We start from the raw sequence: 19,134 nt of genomic DNA on the forward strand, positions 1-19,134 counted from the left end.
CAAAAAATCTGTAGATTTTTTGGAAAGAGGAAAAACATATGTAGTATATTTACAAAACTTTGTTTTGTTCTATACGGAATATGTTTTGACGAGGTACAGCTAAGTTCGCAAAAAACGGAATTCAGAACCTTTCTCAACAGCCTGAACTGTGTTGATATTCTTTTAAAATTTATACAACGGGTAATGTCTTTGTCGTGTTAATGCACAAACTGTACAAAAAAAGTTTGTAATTTATGCCAATATGGCAAATATTGACGAAAAGCAATAATCGGTTTATAATATACATAAGACAATTTTTATATAAAAATATATATAAAGAGTTTTACGGAGAAAAATAATTAATGGGGGAAAGACTTATGAAAAAGAGTTTTTTGAAAAAAACCGTCAGCATAATGCTTGCAGTTGTTATGTCCGTCACAGCGGTATTGCCTGCGGTCAGTGCATTTGCCGGTGACGGTGTTGAAGGCAAGTACGACCTTCAAATCTTCTTCAGCGACACAGACACCATTGTTCCCGACAAACAGGAGGACAACACGACACCGTATATCGTTTATATGACCGAGGGTGACGAGCTTCAATTAAAGTACAAAATGATTGACTCGCAGTTCCCGGACAACGGTTATGTAAAGTGGTATTCCGAGGCGCCGGCTCTTGCCGATGTTGACCAAACAGGTAAGGTTAAGGCGTTCGACTCATCAAAGGGTGCGGTTGTTCATCTTTGGATTGACAATGAGGTAAAGACTATTCCGCTTTTGGGCAAACCTCTCGGCGCACTTCTTGAAAAGGCATTTTTCAATGAGTATGTTAACATTGACTCAATGGACACAGACGAAATTGTTGCCATTCTTGAAAAGACGCTCGGCTCTGATTCTTTGATTGCAGAGCAGATTGAGTCCTACGAGGGCGAACTTATTGACTCACTCCGTTCATATCTCGACAAGGTTAATTCAAACATTCACTGCGTGCTTTATGACAAGTACGGCGAAAAGCAGGCTGATGATGTTATCCGGCTTGTTGTTAAAAAGTGTGAGGAATGGTACGCAGCATTTTTGCCAAACGGTACTCACATCACAAATAAGTCGCAAGTGCCTGATACAGTTGCAAAGGGCGGTCAGATTCAGCTTTATGCTATCACCACTCCGCAAAGACTTAACTTTGGCACAGTATACTCCGTAAAATCATCATCAATAGTTTCACAGGGCAAGGTTGTTGCAACAGTTGACGACAGCGGTCTTGTAAAATTTAAGAATATCGGCACAGCAACAATTATGGCATCTCCTGACTCGGACGATGTCATACAGGGCTTGCTCAAGTTCATCAACTATTTCTATGAACTTGAGCACACAGGCACAATCGACTCTCAAAAGGCAGCCGATATCATCATCAAGTACATCGGTCTTGATATTAACCGAAATGTGCTTGCCACAATTTTGGATGCTTGTTTTGCAATTTCCGACATCGTGGGCGACACTGCCGACCCTGTTCAGCTCACCGCAACAGCAGTAAAGCTCATTGCAAATCTCTGCTTGCAGTTTGCATACAACGACACAATCGACTTTACAGTTGTTAAGGCAGAGCCGATTAAGAATTTTGACATTGACGGTCTTAACACCGTTAAAGAGGGTCAGCAAATCCAGCTCACTCCTACAAATATCGAACCGTCTGTCGGCGACCCGTCAGACATCGTGTGGACTTCGGAAAACCCAAATATTGCTTGCGTAGACAAAACAACAGGTGTTGTAACAGGTCTTGATGCAGGCGGTTCTCTCGGTTCACTTTCTTCACAGACTGTCACAATTCACGCAACCTCAACCACAAATAATGTTGACAAATCTTTGCAGATTACCGTAACGGGTAAAACAGGTAAGTATCTTTCAAAGGTTGACATCAACGGCAAAGACCTTGTCGACATTGAGGACACAGAGGATTTCTCATACACAATTTATCCAAATCGTGTTGCCGAGGGCGATAACCTCTACATCAAGTGGGGTATGGTAGGCCCTGAAGATGAGGACGGCAACCCAACATATATTTGGGCAGACGGCGAAAATGTTGCCGTTGACCCTGACGGTGTGGCTCAAATCGACAGCAAGGGTCACTTCACTCCGCTCAACGGCGGTAAGTGCAAAATCGCACTTGAAGCAAAAACAGGCTACCGTATTTCTGACGGAAGTTTTTACGAAATCAGTTCGTACACAGCAATCAAAGAGGTTGAAACAGGTGTTCCGGTTGAAAAGATTGACATCAGCGTTACAAAGGCGCTCGGTCTTGGCAATCCGTCAATAGGCAAAAACAAAACCGTAACCATCAACGGCAAGGATTACTACTATTGCACCGAAAAAATCGGTCTCGGCAATGCCTACAACGGCAGAGGCACAGCCGTAACAGCAAAGGTTTATCCTGAAAACGCAACCTATCAAAATGTTAAGTGGGTTGTAAGCAATTCCAATTGTGACCAAAAGGTTTCGGAAGATACTCATACAAACGAAATCACCGTTAAGCCGGGTCACGAAACAACTCAAAAATTTGATGTTTATGCAGTTTCGGCAGACGGCGAGGTATTGTCAAATGTAATCACTGTTTGTATCACAAGAAACTACGCAACAGGAAATAAGATTAACGAGGAATCAATCAATCTCATCAACGGCAAAACAGGCGAGGCAACTCACACAGTTACCTTTGACGGTACTTTGGAAAGTTCGGCATATGCTTGCTACGATGCAAACTGGTATTCATCGGATGAAGAAATCTTCACTGTTGAAAACAAGGGCAATGACAATTCAGACGCTGTTCTCACAGCTCACGATGTCGGCACAGCAACACTCTATTGCGTATCGGCTGACGGTGCTTTTATTGACGAAAAGACAGTAACCGTAAGACCTGATAAGCAAAGACTCAGAGAACTTGTTGAACTTTGTGACGGAACAGTTGTTCTTAAAACAAAGTTTAATAAGGATTACTATAAAGATTATTGCAGAAAGCTCAATCTTGCGTACATTGTTCTTGATGAGCAGGATATGCCTTCGCAAAATCTTGTTGACACAACAGCAGCAAATCTCCTTGCCGCATTCACAAAGATTGGCGGTTTTGTAAGCATCACAGACCTTCAAATCGCAGATAAAAACGGCAATGCACTCAAGAATAAATATGTAACAATTAAGGTTGGCACAGCAAAGAATTATAAGAACTACAGCTACGACTTTGATTACAAGGTTAATCCAAAGGGCGCAATGTTCTCAAGAGCAGAGTGGAGCTCATCAAACGATTCTATTGCAGTTGACGAAAACGGCATTTGCCGTCCGACTTCAAACAATCCTTGCTCGGCAGACATCACCTGTTCCGTAACCGATTACAGCGGAACAGAGGTTATTGATGTTGTTCATGTTGCATTTGCAAAAACGAAAGCAACGGGCGTTGAGATTATTCCAAAAGAAATCACAGATGCAAAAATCGGCGAATCTCAACAGCTCAAGACAATTGTTCTTCCAAAATCTGTTATCGGCAAGTCAGACGCTTCTGTTGGCGCTGTAACTTGGCGTTCAACCAACGAAAATGTTTGCACGGTTGACAAAGACGGCGTTGTAAAATTCATTTACGGCGGTAACGCAAGAATCATTGCAACAACAGCTGACGGCGGATTCACAGGCGAGTGTAACATTACCGTAACCACAAATTACGACAATCTTGCACTTCTTGTCAGCCAGTACAACAGCCTTTCACTCCGTGAGGAGGCTTATTATCCTGAAACATGGCAACCGTATATCACCGCAAAGAGAGAAGCGGAGCAAATGCTTGAGGCTAAAAACAGCACTCAAGAGGAGGTTGACGCACAGTATATCAAGCTCCAAACAGCACAATCAAACCTTAAAAAGTATGTAAATATCCAAAAGGTTGAACTTTACCTTGACGGCGAGCAAACCAAGGAATTCTATCAGTATGACCTTAAGCTCCTTAAAGAAGGTATAAAATATACAAATGCAAAACTTAACCTCAAGGTTAGACTTTATCCAAATGACGCAACCTATCAAAAGGCAGAGTGGACATCTTCAAGACCTGACGAAGTTTCGGTATCTTCTGACGGTATATGCTCACCAACAGCAAACAAGGCTTGCTACAGCGTCATCACTTGTACCGTAACCGATTCGTTTGGCAAGGAATTCTCCGACACCGTGCATGTATCGTTCTCGTATCATCCGGTTACAGGCATCAGACTTTCTGAAGAAACCATTTCAGGTTCTATCGGAGAAACACATCAACTCTCGGCAACTGTTGAACCTGAAGGAACAACACTTGTTCACACAGGCGCAGCAGACATCAAGGACTATTATTGGGAGTCGGATGACGAAAATGTTGCAACGATAGACGAAAAAACAGGCTTGGTAACATTTAAGAACGCAGGCTCAACCGTTGTTCGTTGCGTATCATATGACGGCGGTATTTATTCGGAATGTAGGGTTTCCACCGAGGGCGACAGAACTGCACTCAAGGCGGCTATCGAAAAATACAAAAACACCGATTATACTCAATACGAATATGAATACGGTATGGCATTCAAGAATGCGTATGAGCATGCTATGGTTGTTCTTAATGACAAGTCTATGAGCCAAGAAAACATTGACGCTGCCGCATCGGCACTTGAATCAGCAGGCGAGGCACTTGCAACTCATCCGTATGTTTCGGTTAGCACAATCAATGTTAAGTACGAAACACAGTCAAGAAATCTTTTGGATATCGCAACATCTGTCGGAGGCGGAACAGTCGGCTCAAACGGCGCAGTTTCAATTGACCTTTCAAAGAAGTATTCAAATTATAACAATTATAATGACATATTCCTAACAGCTTCGTGCGAACCGGAAGACGCAATGTATAAGTTTGTTAATTGGGAGGTTATCGAAAAATCAAATATGAAGTCCGAGGCATCGGGCGGAACAATCAAGCTCACACCTTCAGGACAGACTTCTGTATCTTGGGCAAGAGTAAAGGCAGTTTATACAGACGATTACGGCAAGACAACCGAGCGTGAAATTTGGGTATCAATGGCGGATGTTGTTTGTACCGAACTTACAGTTTCACCGCTTGAACTTAACCTCAAGGGCACAGCAGAGCCGTATCAGCTCAACTACACAACAAAGGGTACAGGCGTTGGCTATACCGATAAGGTAATCTTTAAATCAAGTGACGAAAGCATTGCAACCGTATCTGCAGGCGGTGTTGTAACTCCGGGCAACGCAGGTCAGTGCACAATCACTGCAAAGACACTTGACGGCGGATTTTCACAAATTGTTAATGTAACTGTTGAAACCGATTTCAGCGTACTTGCATCAAAGGTTACGGAATATGAAAAACTTCTTAACGATGTTAAGGATACCGACCAGTACACCGAGGAATCACTCAATGCATTGAGAGCTCAGGTTAACATCTGCAAAGAAATGATTAATGCAGGCAAGGCAAATCAGGCTGAAGTTAACGAGGCACTTCGCAAACTTAACGAGGCTTACGGCAACCTTTCAGGCTACATTCCGGCAACAGGCATCAAGGTTTCGCTTGACGATGCACAGTCTGCTGTCAGCGAGCCAAATCCGGGCTTTATCAGATACAAAGGCACTGCACTCAACGGTGTAAGCGTTCAGCTTTCAAGCAAGGTACTTCCTGACAACGGTATGTACTCATCAATCAAGTGGACCTCATCGGATTCGTCAATCACTGTCAACAATGACGGTTTGGTAACAAACAAAAATGCACTTCCGGGCGCAGCAAAGATTACTGCAACCGTAACAACCGCTTATGGCGACAGCTATTCAGACAGCGTATATGTTTCATTCGTAAGAAATGCAGTAACGGGCGTATCGTTTGAAACTGCACTCCTCTACGGTGCTCCTAACAAACAAAAGCAAATCACTCCTGTTTTGGCAAGTGATTCAACGGTTCAGCAAATTCCTGCTTCCGTAACAGGTTGCTTGTATCAATCAATGGATGAAAGCATTGCAACAGTCAATGCAGACGGTCTTGTATTGTTCAAAACTCAAGGCAAGACAACTGTCAAGGTTACAACTATTGACGGTGGTTATGTTGGAGAAATTCAGGTTCAAACAACTTGGGACACTTCGGCACTTGAGGAGGCTATCGTACAAGCAAGCAATCTCAACTATCAGGATTATGATGTTGAATACGGCACAATGCTCCAAACAGATTTGGCTGCCGCAAGGGCAGTGTTCGACAATCCTGACGCTACACAGGGTGAAATTGATAGTGCTTGCACAAAGCTCCAAACAACTCTCAGCGAGCTTGAAAATCACGAGTTTGTTCTCCCTGTTGTTTCAATGACTGCAAACGGCAAGGCACTTTCAAACGGAATGACATATGAGGCAATCGGCGGTGTGCTCAACATTGATGTTGCAATTGCCGGCACTATGTACAAGACCTTTGAACTCACAACCGACAACGAGGTTGGCGTAACTTCTGCTATCAGCGAAAACAAGGACAGCATTGTTCTTACAAAGACAGCCGAAAGCGGAACTGTTACAGTCAGCGCAAGAGTTGTTGATGATTACGACAGAGAAACAACCTATACCTATAATATTACTGTTGTAGACAAACTTGTGGCTATCAGCTCAATCTACATCACTCTTGACGGTCAAAAGGTTGATTCCGTAATAAAGTCGGGCTATTCACTCGGATACAGAGATTTCAGCCCATTCACTCTTGAATACAAGACCGATGATGTTGGATGTGCAGAGCCTACCAATGTTGAGTGGACATCAACAAGTTCCGAGTACATCTCAATTGATTCAACCGGCAAGGTTGACCTCACAATTGCAGGCAGAGCCAAGGCAACCAACAACACAAACATTACCTGTACCGTAACAAATGCCGACGGCACAAAGGTACAAGCAAAGATTCCTGTTCAAATCAGTAGAAAATAAAAGATAAGAGGTATGCTAAATTATGATAAAATTATATATTAAAAAAGGTATAGCCTCTGTTCTGGCATTACTCACATTAGCCACCTGCCTTTCAATGGGCAGTGTGGCGTTTGCCGAGGATTTGGTTGCCATCAATGAGCAGAACTTTCCCGACAATGCGTTTCGTGGGTATATCACAGACGAATGCGATTTGGACGGCAACGGCTATTTGTCTGTTTCGGAAATCAGCAGTGTAAAGAGTATGTGGCTGGATGCTTTCATAGAGAACGAACAGGTTTCAAACCTTGACGGTATTGACAAGTTCTATAATCTTGAAAAACTCTATTGTGCCGACCTTGGCTTAACTTCGCTCAACATCAGCAAAAACCAAAAACTCAATACAGTAAGAGCTTCAGGCAACAATCTTAAAACAATCACAATAGGTTCGCTCCCTAATTTGACAGTTTTTGATTGCTCCGAGAACAACATTACATCGCTCGATGTTTCGGGTTGTCCACAGCTTAGCGATTTAAAGGCTAATATAAATAAAATTGCTACCCTTGATTTGAGCAAGAATAAGGAACTCACAAAACTCAATGTGTTCCAAAATGAGCTTAGCGAACTTGATTTGAGCAACAACACAAAACTTGTTCAGCTTCGTTGTTCAAGCAACCACATTGCGGAACTTGACCTTTCGGCAAATACCGCTCTTCAAAACATTGCAACGGAAGCAATCGGAAATCAGTGGATTGAACTTCCTGCAAAGGTCAGCGATAACAAAATTACTGTTCCAAAGACTTTTGCCGATTCATCCAGAGTTATCTCTACCACACTCGACACCGTTATTCAAACCGAAGAGGGCGAGGATACAATCCTTGCATATTCAAACGGTGCGTTTGTAACAGATGAACTCATCAATATTTCGGGCAAACTCGTCAATGCCAACAACGAGGTCAAAGACGGCTTCACCTACAAATATAATACCGGCAACGACAAGTGCGATTTGATGACGGTCAACACGATTGTCAACAGAAATATGTATCAGGTCAACTTCTATCTTGACGAAACAAAGAGCGTAAGATTAGGCTATCAGCTTGTTGAAACAGGCAAGAGTGCAACCGCACCTGCCGTTCCTGAAGCATCATCTTGCAAAAAGTTTGTTTCGTGGTCGGAAGATTTCTCAAATGTCACAGCCGATATGGATGTCTATATTGTTTGGGCAGATGACCACAACATTATCAAAAATATCAATACCGAAAACGGAGATATTGACATCAGGTGTACAAAGTGTGACAAAAAGACCTTGCACTTCAACTTTAACGACACATATAATTGCTTCAAAGGCGACCCGAACTATAATGCCGAGGCGGATTTAAACAATGACGATGTTGTAAATGCAAAGGACTTTGCCATTATTGTTAATGATTATTAATCAAAAATTGAAGAAAAAGTCTTGATTTTTATGCCTGCAATGAGTATAATCGTTGCAGGCATTATTGTTAATGTACAGAATTTTTTGTGAAATTGCGGATGTGAATTTATGAAAAATAAAAGACTGATATGTTTAATTACAGCCGTTGCTTTGATTATTTCCGGAGTTTTAAGCATAAGTCTCACGGCGGTTGCAGGCACTGTGTCGTTCAATTACGAGCCTGAAAGTGCAACCTTGACCGTCAAAGGCAGTGGCGACATTTTGGATTATAAGGAAAATGACCTTAAATCACGCCCTTGGAATGTTTACCGAGATGAAACAAAGCATATTGTGATTAGTGATGGCATAACTTCTGTCGGCAGTTATTCCTTTGCACAGTTCAAGTACACCCAAACCGTTGAATTGCCAAGCAGTGTAAAATCTATCGGCGAGGCATCTTTTGCGGGATGCAACAAGTTGCTTGAATTAACCGTGCCCGACAGCGTTGAAACCGTGGGCGATTATGCTTTTGGTTTTAATGACCGGATGGAAACCCCGCAGGGCTTCGTTGCCCATTGCTCAACCAAAAGTGCGGCACAGGCATATTGCTTCAGGAACAATATTATGTTTGATTCGCCTATGGATTCTATGAGCACAACTGCCCACATCACAAAGTCGGATGAACTTCAGCTTTGGTCGTTTGTTCCGCTTACAGACGGCAAATTGACCTTTTATTCAACAGGCAAAAAGAACACGGTGGGATTTTTGTTTGATGCAGAAAATTATGTTTATTCCGACAACTACGGCGATTTGAGAAGAACCGCTTTGATTTATGATGACGATTGGAACGGCGGAGGCTTGAATTTCAAGTTTTCGTACAATCTCAAAGCCGGTAAGAGATATTATCTTGGCGCTCGTTTTCGACTTGCCCGTGATTATGACGGTTCAACTTTGACCGAAAACGGCAAGTTTGATGTTGTTGCCGAATTTGTTTGCAGTCAGCACAAGTACGAACTTTCTTCAACCGTTGAGCCGACTTGCGAGGAGTTTGGCTATAATGTTTACACCTGCATTGCCTGCGGTGATTCGTACAAGGAGAACATTTCTCCGCTTGGTCACGATTTTGTGCCGAGCAATGTTGACGGCAGTGATGTCGTGCTCGATTGCTCAAGATGCGGCAAAACTTCAAGAGAGCCGTTTGCAAATGTTTATCACGAAGAGTTGACCGATGAAAATCGCAAGTTTGATGTTAATTCCGACGGTGTAATCAACGCAAAGGATTATGCAATTCTTCGCAAATAAAATAAAAAACCAAGGAATATCCTTGGCATTGATACAAACAAAAAACGCAGTGAACTTTGATTTTAAAATTCATTGCGTTTGTTTTTATTTGTTTTGTTCTGCTTCAAGCGCCGCTTTCTCGGCTGCTGCCTTTTTCTCGGCACGGCGAGCCGCACTCCTTTTGCGTGATTTGTAGCTCATAAGTTTGTCGAGGTGCTCCTGCGGAGTTGAATATGCGCCAACCGTAACCGATTGTCTGCCGTATGTTCCGTGGAAGTCCGAACCGCCTGTTTGCAAAAGCTTTTTCTTCTTGCAAAGTGCGATGAGCTCTTCTGTCAATTCGTCACTGTTTTCAGGTGACCAAACCTCAACGCCGTCAAGTCCAAGCTCAACATAATCCTCGATTTCGTCACGGTTGTTGAACTTGCCCGGATGAGCAAGAACAGCGATACCGCCCGCACCGTGAATTTCATCAATAACTTCTTTTACGGATGGGTACTTTGTAGGAGCGAGAACATTGTTTTCACTGCCTGTGTCGAACAGTTGATAGTACAAATCTCCAAAAATCTCGTCTGTGTAGCCTGCATCCATAAGTGCGTGCATAATGTGTTGCTTGTAAAGGTTGGTTGAACCGCTTGCGTGGCTGATGATGAATTCGCTTGTAACAGGAAATCTTGCCGCAACTTTAAGCATCATAATTTGACCTGCTCTCTTTCGTGCAACAGAAGTCTTTTTGCAAATTCGCTCAAGTCTGTCCGGTGCGTCTGCGAGGTATGATATGATGTGAACTTTCTTGCCTGCAATTTCATCAAAAGCGCTGATTTCAACGCCCGACACAATGTTTATGCCGTATCTTTTGCCGATGACCTGACCTCTGACGACACCTGCAAGGCAGTCGTGGTCGGTGATGGCTATTGTATCAATTCCGCTTTTTTGTGCGATAACTATTAAATCTTCAATGCCAACAGAGCCGTCGCTCAGCTTTGTATGACAATGTAAATCCGCCGCCATAATACGTCTCCTTTCTGTTTTGTGTCGGTATTAGGGCACAATATTTATTTATACTATAACATAAAAATGTAGAAATTTCAACAATAAATCTGCTGTTTCTACATATAAAAGTTTGTTATTTTATTGCTAAAAGCTCCCTTGCAAGTTTGCTTACGGGAAGTCCGACAACATTGAAGTAGTCGCCGTCAATTTTTTCGACAAGCAGTGAGCCGTAGCCTTGAATTCCGTACGCTCCCGCCTTGTCAGCAGGCTCTCCTGTTTTGATGTATTCGTCTATTTCTTCATCGGTCAAATCAAAGAATTTCACCTTTGTTTCAACGGAAAAACTCCTTGTGATGTCGCCCTTGATTAAGGTCACTCCCGTGAATACGCTGTGAGCCTTGCCCGATAAAAATTTGAGCATTTCCCTTGCGTTTTCGTCATTCTTCGGTTTGCCGAGGATTTTGCCGTCAAGTGCAACAACCGTGTCTGCACCGATGATGATGTCGCTGTCGTTTTTGAACGGCTCTGCCTTGATTTTTGACAGATACAAAACAGCGTCTTTCGGAGAAATTCCGCTTGGCAAAGTTTCGTCAACATTGCTGACCTTTATTTCAAAATCGTTTGTTATGAGCTTCAACAGCTCCTGCCTTCTCGGGCTTTGTGATGCCAAAATTATCATTATTCTACCCCTCTGTATGTCAAGCCTCGTGTGTATTTGCCGTCAAATTGACCGCCTGTTTTGAACAAATTGATGATTTGCTCAACCTGATTTTTGCTCTCGTCAGTGAAGTAAAAATGGATGAAGTCGGTCTTGATTTCCTTTTGCCTGTCGCCCATATAAACAGGAACAGGGTTGAGCACCTCAACGCACGGATAAGGCGAACACTTCACCTTGAACTCAAATCCCTTGCGGTCGGTGAGCTTTCCTGTGCAACGGGAACAGCCGAGGTGATTTTTAATCGGGCAGTTTCGTGTCAGCATAAGCGGTAAATATCCGTAGCCGATAATTCCCGTGTCCTTTGCGCCGATTCGGTTTGTCTGTTCAAGAGTTGCCTCAAATGACAAAATCGGAGAGTTGAAAAGCTGTGCGCTCTCACTGTTAAATATGTTCAATCCAAAGTCGCCGTATACCTCAAATCCCATTTTTTGTGCAAGCGAATATGCGCCGAGGTTTGAGCAAAGCGCTTTTCTGACACCGATTTTTTTCAGGTGTTCAAGCCTTTTGGTGAGCTTTTCTTCCATACCGAAAAGCCCTCTCGGCACTTCAACTCCTGCACGGTTGTCCACAAAATCCTCGTCACTGCTCCAAATCGGGATGAAAATCCTCTTGAACGGATGCTTGTCCGGGATGCTGTCGGGATTCAAAAATCTTGCTGTGTAGTACGGTGTGCAGTCCTTTTCTTTGTACTTTTCGGCTTTGTACGGCATTTGTGTAAACGGCTGAATTTCAACTTTGTCAAGCATTTCAACCGCTTCCCTGCGCATTGAATTGATTACGCTTGCCAGCAAAATCAATCCGTCGTCAAGGTCGATTTTTATATTTTTCAAATAGAATTGAGTGTTACCGAATTTTGCAAGCCTTGTTTTAACGGATTCTTCGGTCATCGGCTTGTTGATTGCCTTTTCGGGTACGGTGCCCGTCACGGTTACGGCTTTTCCGAGTGCCCTTGCCGTCAGTTCTGCTTTGCGGTTCGCTTTGCAGATGAACTCAATGTCAATCGGCACAAGCGGATTTTCGTTATCGTAGAGGTGCGACAATTCCTTGAGCACATCCTTTGCCGCCACAACATCCTCTTTTTGACGGGTGCCGAACATATCCTTGCGTTTGCCTGTAAAATATCCGTCGGTAAATCCTGTTCGGGAAAATACAGATTTCAGCGTGTTTTCGTCAGAGGCGGAATATTCGCCGTCAATCGCCTTTTTGCACGAGGTGACAGCCGCCGCAACATATTCGGGACGCTTCATTCTGCCCTCGATTTTCAGGCTGACAACTCCTGCCTGTGCAATTTCGTTTATGTTGCCGATTAGGCTCAAATCTTTTAGCGACAAGTCACAGCTTCTGCTTGCATCGGCGCTGAAACCGAGCCTGCAAGGTTGTGCACAAAGTCCACGGTTGCCCGAGCGACCGCCGAGCATTGCCGATAAATAGCATTGACCGCTCACGCACATACAAAGTGCGCCGTGCACAAACATTTCAAGCTCCATATCTGTTGCCTGTCGAATTTCCTTGATTTCGTCAAGGCTCATTTCTCTTGGCAAAACAGCACGAACAAAGCCCATTTTTTCAAGCGCCTTGAACCCCTCCGGTGAATTGACACTGCACTGGGTTGAAGCGTGCATTCTTGCTGTCGGAAAATGGCTGTGTATGATTTTTGCAAGTCCGAGGTCTTGGATGATGAAGGCGTCAACTCCAAGCGACAATCCTGCTTCAACGGTTTTGTATGCAAGCTCCCTCTCGCTGTCAGAAATGAGGATGTTGAGCGCAAGGTAAATCTTGACATCTCTTGCGTGGCAGTATTCCACCGCCTGCTTCAGTTCCTCAAAGGTGAAGTTCGTTGCGCCTCGCCTTGCGTTTATTCCTTTTGTGCCGAGATAAACGGCATTTGCTCCGCACCTAACGGCAGCAATCAAACTTTCCATACTTCCTGCAGGTGCTAAAATTTCCGGTTTATTGTTCATATCTTTGTTCGTCTTTCAAAAAAATTAATGGACACACACTGCGTCCATTAATCGTAGTATATGGTTTATTTGCCTTCGCTTGCGTTTTTGCTTCGAAGTGCGGAAAGTTCTCTGTTGAGTCTTTCAATCTCTCGTCTTGCAACATCAACCTCAAGCTTTGCTCTTGCGGCATCCTCGATATAATCCTTGATTTGAACACGCAGGTTGACTGCTTCGCTGTTTGCCTTTTTGCAAGCGTCTGCTTGGTCAAGTGCAACAAGCACGGCGCACTGTGTTTGCGAAAGATTTGGCGATTCGTTGGAAATGTTGTGCATCTCCTTGTTGATGAGCTCACCGAGCTGTTCTACATATTCTGTGTCATCTTCTGTCAAGATGGTGTATGAATTGCCGTAAATTTTCAGAGTAACTCTGTTTTTTTCCATAGTATCACCTTTTTCGTCATAATACTTCAAATTTTTATTCTCTTTTAGTATAACAATTTAATATAAAAATGTCAACATTATAAACCGATTGTGCGTTTCCATATTTTAAGTGGAAATGTTGAAAAGGATAAATGAAATTACTTGATTTTTTAACTGTAATTAAAATTTATTCTATTTGTTGACGGATGATATAATCGGTGATAATATAATATTACTATTATAACAAACTATAGAAGTTTTGAGAGGTGAAAAGTATGGATAATATGAAAAACACAAAGTTCATCAGAAAGCTACCTGTACCGAAGGATATCAAGGCACAGTATCCGCTTTCGGAAGAGGCTACCGCAAAAAAAGAAATCAGAGATAAGGAAATCGAAAAAGTCTTTAAGGGTGAAAGCGACAAGCTCGTTCTTGTCATCGGTCCTTGCTCTGCCGACAAGCCGGAGCCTGTTCTTGAATATATCCACAGACTTGCCGAGGTTCAAAAAGAAGTTGAGGACAAAATTCTCATCATTCCGAGAATTTACACAGGCAAGCCTCGCACAACAGGCGAGGGCTACAAGGGTATGCTTCATCAGCCTGACCCTGAAAAGAAACCCGATATGCTCGAGGGTATCATCGAGGTTAGACAGCTCCACAAGGACGCTATCGAGCAAACAGGTCTTACCTGCGCAGACGAAATGCTCTACCCTGAAAATCACAGATATTTGTCAGACCTTCTTTCATATGTTGCGGTTGGTGCAAGAAGTGTCGAAAATCAGGAACACAGACTTGTCTCCTCTGCTCTCAATATCCCTGTCGGAATGAAAAATCCGACATCAGGCGACATTTCCGTTATGCTCAACGCAATCAAGGCTGCTCAGTCGGGACATATGTTCTTGTACAGAGGCTGGGAAGTTGAATCTGCCGGCAACGATATGGCTCATGTCATTCTTCGTGGAAGCGTGGACAAGCACGGCATCAACCATGTCAACTATCACTACGAGGATTTGATGAACCTTTGCACTCAATATTGCAACGGCGGTTTCAAAAATCCTGCTGTTATTATTGACACAAACCATTCCAACTCGGGCAAAAAGTATCTTGAGCAGGTTCGTATTGCAAACGAGGTGCTTCATTCTATGCGCCACAGCAACGACATCAAGAAGATGGTCAAGGGCTTTATGATTGAATCATATCTTGAGGACGGCAACCAAAAGGTTGAGGACGGTGTTTACGGCAAATCAATCACCGACCCATGTCTCGGATGGGATAAAACAAGAGAACTCATCCACATTATTGCGGAACAATTATAATAAAATTAAATTAAAATACCTGCTGTGAGTGTGCCCCAAAGCACGCTCACAGCAGGTGATTTTTTTATTAGTAAACAAAATACGGCTCTCATTCGGCGTGGTTTTTGTTGCAAAAAGAGAAATTTGTATCAAAAGTTGTTAAATTATTGACAATTTATCGCTATTGATATAAAATCTAATCAAATCGAATTGTTATATATTTAACAATGTTTAGGAGGTAAGATAGTTATGGCAAACAGAAGAGTAGCACTTGTCGGATGCGGCATGGTAGGTATGAGCTATGCTTATGCTCTTCTTAATTCCGATTTGTGCAATGAGTTAATTCTTATTGATATTAACGAGGACAAGGCAAAAGGTGAAGCTATGGACCTTAATCATGGCTTGTGCTTTTCAAGCTCTCATATGAAAATTCGTGCAGGCTCATTTGAAGACTGTGCGTATGCTGACCTCGTTGTAATCACAGCTTCGGCAGGTTCAAGAAAACCGGGCGAAACCCGCTTTGACCAGCTTAATAAAAATGTAAAAATCTTCAAATCGTTTATTTCAAAAATCGTTGCATCGGGTTTCAACGGCATTTTCCTTGTTGCTTCAAACCCTGTTGATGTAATGACAAGAGTGACCTATGAGCTTTCGGGATTCCCGGCAAACAGAGTTATCGGCTCGGGCACAACCCTTGACACAGCACGACTTCGTTATCTCATCGGCGATTATTTTCAGGCTGACCCTCATTCGGTTCACGGCTATGTTATCGGCGAGCACGGCGACAGCGAGTTCGTTCCTTTCAGCCAGCTCAATCTTTCTACCAAAAATGTTGAAGAATTCTTCAATGATGAGAGATTTGCTAACGATTATAAGCGTGAAGATATTGAAGATATTATCGAAAAAGTTAAGAATTCCGGCGCAGAAGTTATCAAGCTCAAAGGCGCAACTTATTACGGTATCGGTATGAGCCTTGTCAGAATTACAAAGGCGATTTTCGGTGACGAAAACAGCGTAATCACTGTTTCTTCAAGACTTAACGGCGAGTACGGTATGCGTGATGTTTATCTCGGCTTGCCTGCTTATGTTAACCGCAACGGTGTCAGAAAAATCCTCCCTCTCAACCTTACAGAAGAGGAAATTGAAAAGCTCCGCAATTCGTATAATATCCTCAAGGAATCATACGACGGAATCAATATGTAAATCAGCACAATAAGATTGGAATCCCCTCCCGTCTATTGTATATATGCCTTCCTGTGTTATTACGGGGAGGCAATTTTTTTGTACATCGGGGGCGTGTGGGTTGGATGTGATTGCTCCGTTTGGCACGGGTTTTAACAATTTGTAAAAGATTTGAGCAAAGTTGTGCAGGTTTTTATCATTCAACAGGCAAAATTACGAAAAATAAAGTTTTAACGATTGCTTTTTTGTAGAAGTATCTGAAAATGTCAAAATTGTTATTTTTTTAACAATTTGCCCTTGATATTAGAATAACAGAAATATATAATATAGTAGAAAAAAATTAAACCCAACCGGATATCAGGAGGTAAAGATTATGGAATATCGTATTGAACACGACTCAATGGGCGAGGTTAAAGTACCTGCAGACAAGTATTGGGCTGCACAAACAGAGCGTAGCCACGAAAACTTCAAGATTGGCGTTGGCATCGAAGTTATGCCAAGAGAAATTACTCACGCATTCGGCGTACTCAAAAAGGCTGCTGCTATTGCAAACAATCAGCTTAAGCCTGAAAAAATGACAGACGAAAAACTTTCTGCTATTTCACAGGCTTGTGACGAAGTTATGAGCGGTTCACTCAACGAGCACTTCCCGCTTGTTGTTTGGCAGACAGGTTCGGGCACACAGTCAAATATGAACGCAAATGAGGTTATTGCAAACAGAGGTAACGAGATTGCAGGCAAAAAGATTCTTCACCCGAATGACGACATCAATATGTCACAGTCATCAAACGATACATTCCCAACAGCTATGAGCATTGCGGCTGTTCTTGGAATCGAGGACAAAGTTTTCCCTGCTCTTGACAAGCTCATTGCAACATTCAAAATGCTTGAAGAAAAGCATCAGGGCGTCGTAAAGTCGGGCAGAACTCACCTTCAGGACGCAACTCCTATCACTTTCTCACAGGAAATCAGCGGTTGGAGATCTTCTCTTGAAAAAGACAGACGACTTCTCGAAATCGCACTTCCTGAACTTAAGGAATTGGCACTCGGCGGAACAGCGGTAGGAACAGGTCTTAACGCACCAAAGGACTTTGATGTTAAGGTAGCAGAGGCTGTAACAGAAATCACAGGCAAGCACTTCATCACAGCACCAAACAAGTTCCACGCTCTCACTTCAAAGGACGAAATCGTGTTTGCTCACGGCGCACTCAAGGCTCTTGCGGCTGACCTTATGAAGATTGCAAACGATGTTCGTTGGCTTGCTTCCGGTCCTCGTCTTGGTCTTGGCGAAATCAAAATCCCGGAAAATGAGCCGGGCTCATCAATTATGCCGGGCAAGGTTAACCCAACACAGTGCGAGGCTGTAACAATGGTTGCGGTTCAGGTTATCGGCAACGACACAGCAATCGGTATGGCTGCTTCACAGGGCAACTTCGAACTCAATGTATTTATGCCTGTAATTATTTACAATTTCACACAGTCTGTAAGACTTCTTTCGGAAGTAATGATTTCATTCAACGACAACTGTGCGGTTGGCATCACAGCAAACGAGGATAAGATGGCTTCAAACCTCCACAACTCTCTTATGCTTGTTACTGCTCTCAACCCGTATATCGGCTATGAAAATGCGGCAAAGACTGCAAAGCTCGCATACAAGAACAACATTTCTCTCAAGGAGGCTTGCGTTCAGCTCGGCTTCCTCACAGAAGAAAGATTTGACGAAGTTTTCCATCCGGAACAGATGGTTTGATTTCGGTAAAAATTAGAATTTTGGATTTAGGATAAAGGAGAATAGAATAATGACTTTCAGTTATTATCCGGGATGCACCTTGAAAACAAAGGCGCAGGATTTGGATAAATACGCAAGAATGTCGGCGGAGGCTCTCGGTGTTACACTTGAGGAACTCCCTGATTGGCAGTGCTGCGGCGGTGTTTATCCTATGGCAAGGGACGAGATTGCAACAAAGCTTTCTTCCGTTCGTGCGCTCAATAAATCAAAAGAACTCGGTCACGACCTTGTAACTATGTGCTCCGCCTGCCACAATGTAATCAAGCAGGTAAACAATGATATGCTCGATGAAGAAATCGCAGACAAGGTTGCAAGATATATGAAGCTTGACGAGCCTTACAGAGGCGAAACAAATGTCATTCACTATCTTGAAGTTTTGCGTGACAAGGTAGGTTTTGACAATGTCAAGTCAGCGGTAAAAAATCCGCTCAAGGGCAAAAAGATTGCGGCATATTACGGTTGCTTGCTTCTTCGTCCAAGCAGAGTTATGCAGATGGACGACCCTGAAAATCCTACAATTATGGAGGATTTGATTAAGGCTCTCGGTGCAACACCCGTTGTATATTCAATGCGCAACGAATGCTGCGGCGGTTACACCACCCTTGAAAACAAGGAAATTGCAAAGGCAAACGGCAACGCAGTGCTTGAAAATGCAGTTAAAAACGGTGCGGAGATGGTTATCACCGCTTGTCCGCTTTGTATGTATAATCTCAACAAGAACGCAACGGATTACGATGTGCCTGTTAAGTACTTCACAGAGGTGCTTGCAGAGGCACTCGGTTTGATTGGCGAATAAGGAGGGCTTGCAATGGAAAATAATTATCTCAAAGAGCAGGTTATCCGTTCGGCAGGTATCAATCCGCTCAAATGTATGGGCTGCGGCAAATGCTCGGCAACCTGTCCTTCTTATGATAATATGGAATATCATCCGCATCAGTTTGTGTCTATGGTGGCAAACGGCAACATCGAACCGCTTTTGGAGAGCGAATCACTGTACACCTGCCTTTCGTGCCTTGCTTGCTTGGAGCGTTGCCCAAGAGGCGTTGAGCCGGTAAGATTTGTTGAGGCTGTAAGAGTTGCCAAGATTCGCCGTCAGGGCGAGGAACATTTGCACCCGCAGGACATTCCCGAAATGTGGGATGAAGATTTACCTCAGCAGGCTATCGTGTCTGTAATGAGAAAGTATTGGAAATAAGCAGGG

At 43.2% G+C, this 19,134-nt stretch carries 12 protein-coding genes; 8 read left to right on the forward strand and 4 right to left on the reverse strand.

Annotated elements, in window-relative coordinates; all coding sequences use genetic code 11:
• Positions 1-356 precede the first annotated feature (356 nt).
• The 3 genes from B5D29_RS00005 to B5D29_RS00015 all read left to right on the forward strand — a co-directional run bounded on the left by B5D29_RS00005 (position 357) and on the right by B5D29_RS00015 (position 9,615).
• On the forward strand, positions 357-6,923 hold the full coding sequence (locus tag B5D29_RS00005; RefSeq protein ID WP_159443351.1) for an Ig-like domain-containing protein: 6,567 nt from the start codon (positions 357-359) through the stop codon (positions 6,921-6,923).
• A 22-nt stretch (positions 6,924-6,945) separates the two neighbouring features.
• Positions 6,946-8,334, forward strand: a complete 1,389-nt coding sequence (locus B5D29_RS00010) for a leucine-rich repeat domain-containing protein (RefSeq protein WP_078767527.1) — start codon at positions 6,946-6,948, stop codon at positions 8,332-8,334.
• A 108-nt stretch (positions 8,335-8,442) separates the two neighbouring features.
• Complete coding sequence (locus B5D29_RS00015) at positions 8,443-9,615, forward strand: leucine-rich repeat protein (protein WP_078767528.1); 1,173 nt, start codon at positions 8,443-8,445, stop codon at positions 9,613-9,615.
• Between the two features lie 84 nt (positions 9,616-9,699).
• Here B5D29_RS00015 and B5D29_RS00020 read toward each other — a convergent pair whose 3' ends face one another.
• The 4 genes from B5D29_RS00020 to B5D29_RS00035 form a co-directional block, all read right to left on the reverse strand.
• A complete protein-coding gene (locus tag B5D29_RS00020; RefSeq protein WP_078767529.1) occupies positions 9,700-10,605 on the reverse strand; it encodes a PHP domain-containing protein in 906 nt (301 codons plus the stop codon).
• Positions 10,606-10,720: 115 nt separating this feature from the next.
• The gene (locus B5D29_RS00025; protein ID WP_078767530.1) at positions 10,721-11,266 is read right to left on the reverse strand and encodes a Maf family protein; all 546 of its coding nucleotides are present in this window, start codon (positions 11,264-11,266) and stop codon (positions 10,721-10,723) included.
• Positions 11,266-13,227, reverse strand: a complete 1,962-nt coding sequence (locus B5D29_RS00030; RefSeq protein ID WP_159443352.1) for a U32 family peptidase — start codon at positions 13,225-13,227, stop codon at positions 11,266-11,268. The genes B5D29_RS00025 and B5D29_RS00030 overlap by 1 nt, the downstream gene beginning before the upstream one ends.
• 104 nt (positions 13,228-13,331) lie before the next feature.
• A complete protein-coding gene (locus B5D29_RS00035) occupies positions 13,332-13,688 on the reverse strand; it encodes a cell division protein ZapA (RefSeq protein ID WP_143406692.1) in 357 nt (118 codons plus the stop codon).
• Between the two features lie 254 nt (positions 13,689-13,942).
• Between B5D29_RS00035 and B5D29_RS00040 the strand changes: the two genes are divergently transcribed.
• The 5 genes from B5D29_RS00040 to B5D29_RS00060 all read left to right on the forward strand — a co-directional run bounded on the left by B5D29_RS00040 (position 13,943) and on the right by B5D29_RS00060 (position 19,128).
• Positions 13,943-14,983, forward strand: coding sequence for a 3-deoxy-7-phosphoheptulonate synthase (locus B5D29_RS00040; protein ID WP_078767533.1), 1,041 nt, complete (start codon positions 13,943-13,945; stop codon positions 14,981-14,983).
• Positions 14,984-15,211: 228 nt separating this feature from the next.
• Complete coding sequence (locus B5D29_RS00045) at positions 15,212-16,165, forward strand: L-lactate dehydrogenase (RefSeq protein WP_078767534.1); 954 nt, start codon at positions 15,212-15,214, stop codon at positions 16,163-16,165.
• Between the two features lie 352 nt (positions 16,166-16,517).
• Complete coding sequence (fumC, locus tag B5D29_RS00050; protein WP_078767535.1) at positions 16,518-17,894, forward strand: class II fumarate hydratase; 1,377 nt, start codon at positions 16,518-16,520, stop codon at positions 17,892-17,894.
• Between the two features lie 49 nt (positions 17,895-17,943).
• Positions 17,944-18,729 (forward strand): CoB--CoM heterodisulfide reductase iron-sulfur subunit B family protein, encoded by a 786-nt coding sequence (locus tag B5D29_RS00055; RefSeq protein WP_078767536.1) that lies wholly within the window; start codon positions 17,944-17,946, stop codon positions 18,727-18,729.
• A 12-nt stretch (positions 18,730-18,741) separates the two neighbouring features.
• Positions 18,742-19,128 carry a 4Fe-4S dicluster domain-containing protein gene (locus B5D29_RS00060; protein WP_078767537.1) on the forward strand — a complete coding sequence of 129 codons (387 nt, stop codon included), beginning with the start codon at positions 18,742-18,744 and terminating at the stop codon, positions 19,126-19,128.
• The last annotated feature ends 6 nt before the right edge of the window (positions 19,129-19,134 follow it).

It is taken from the genome of Eubacterium coprostanoligenes, from assembly GCF_900167205.1.
Lineage (GTDB): Bacteria > Bacillota > Clostridia > Oscillospirales > Acutalibacteraceae > Eubacterium_R > Eubacterium_R coprostanoligenes.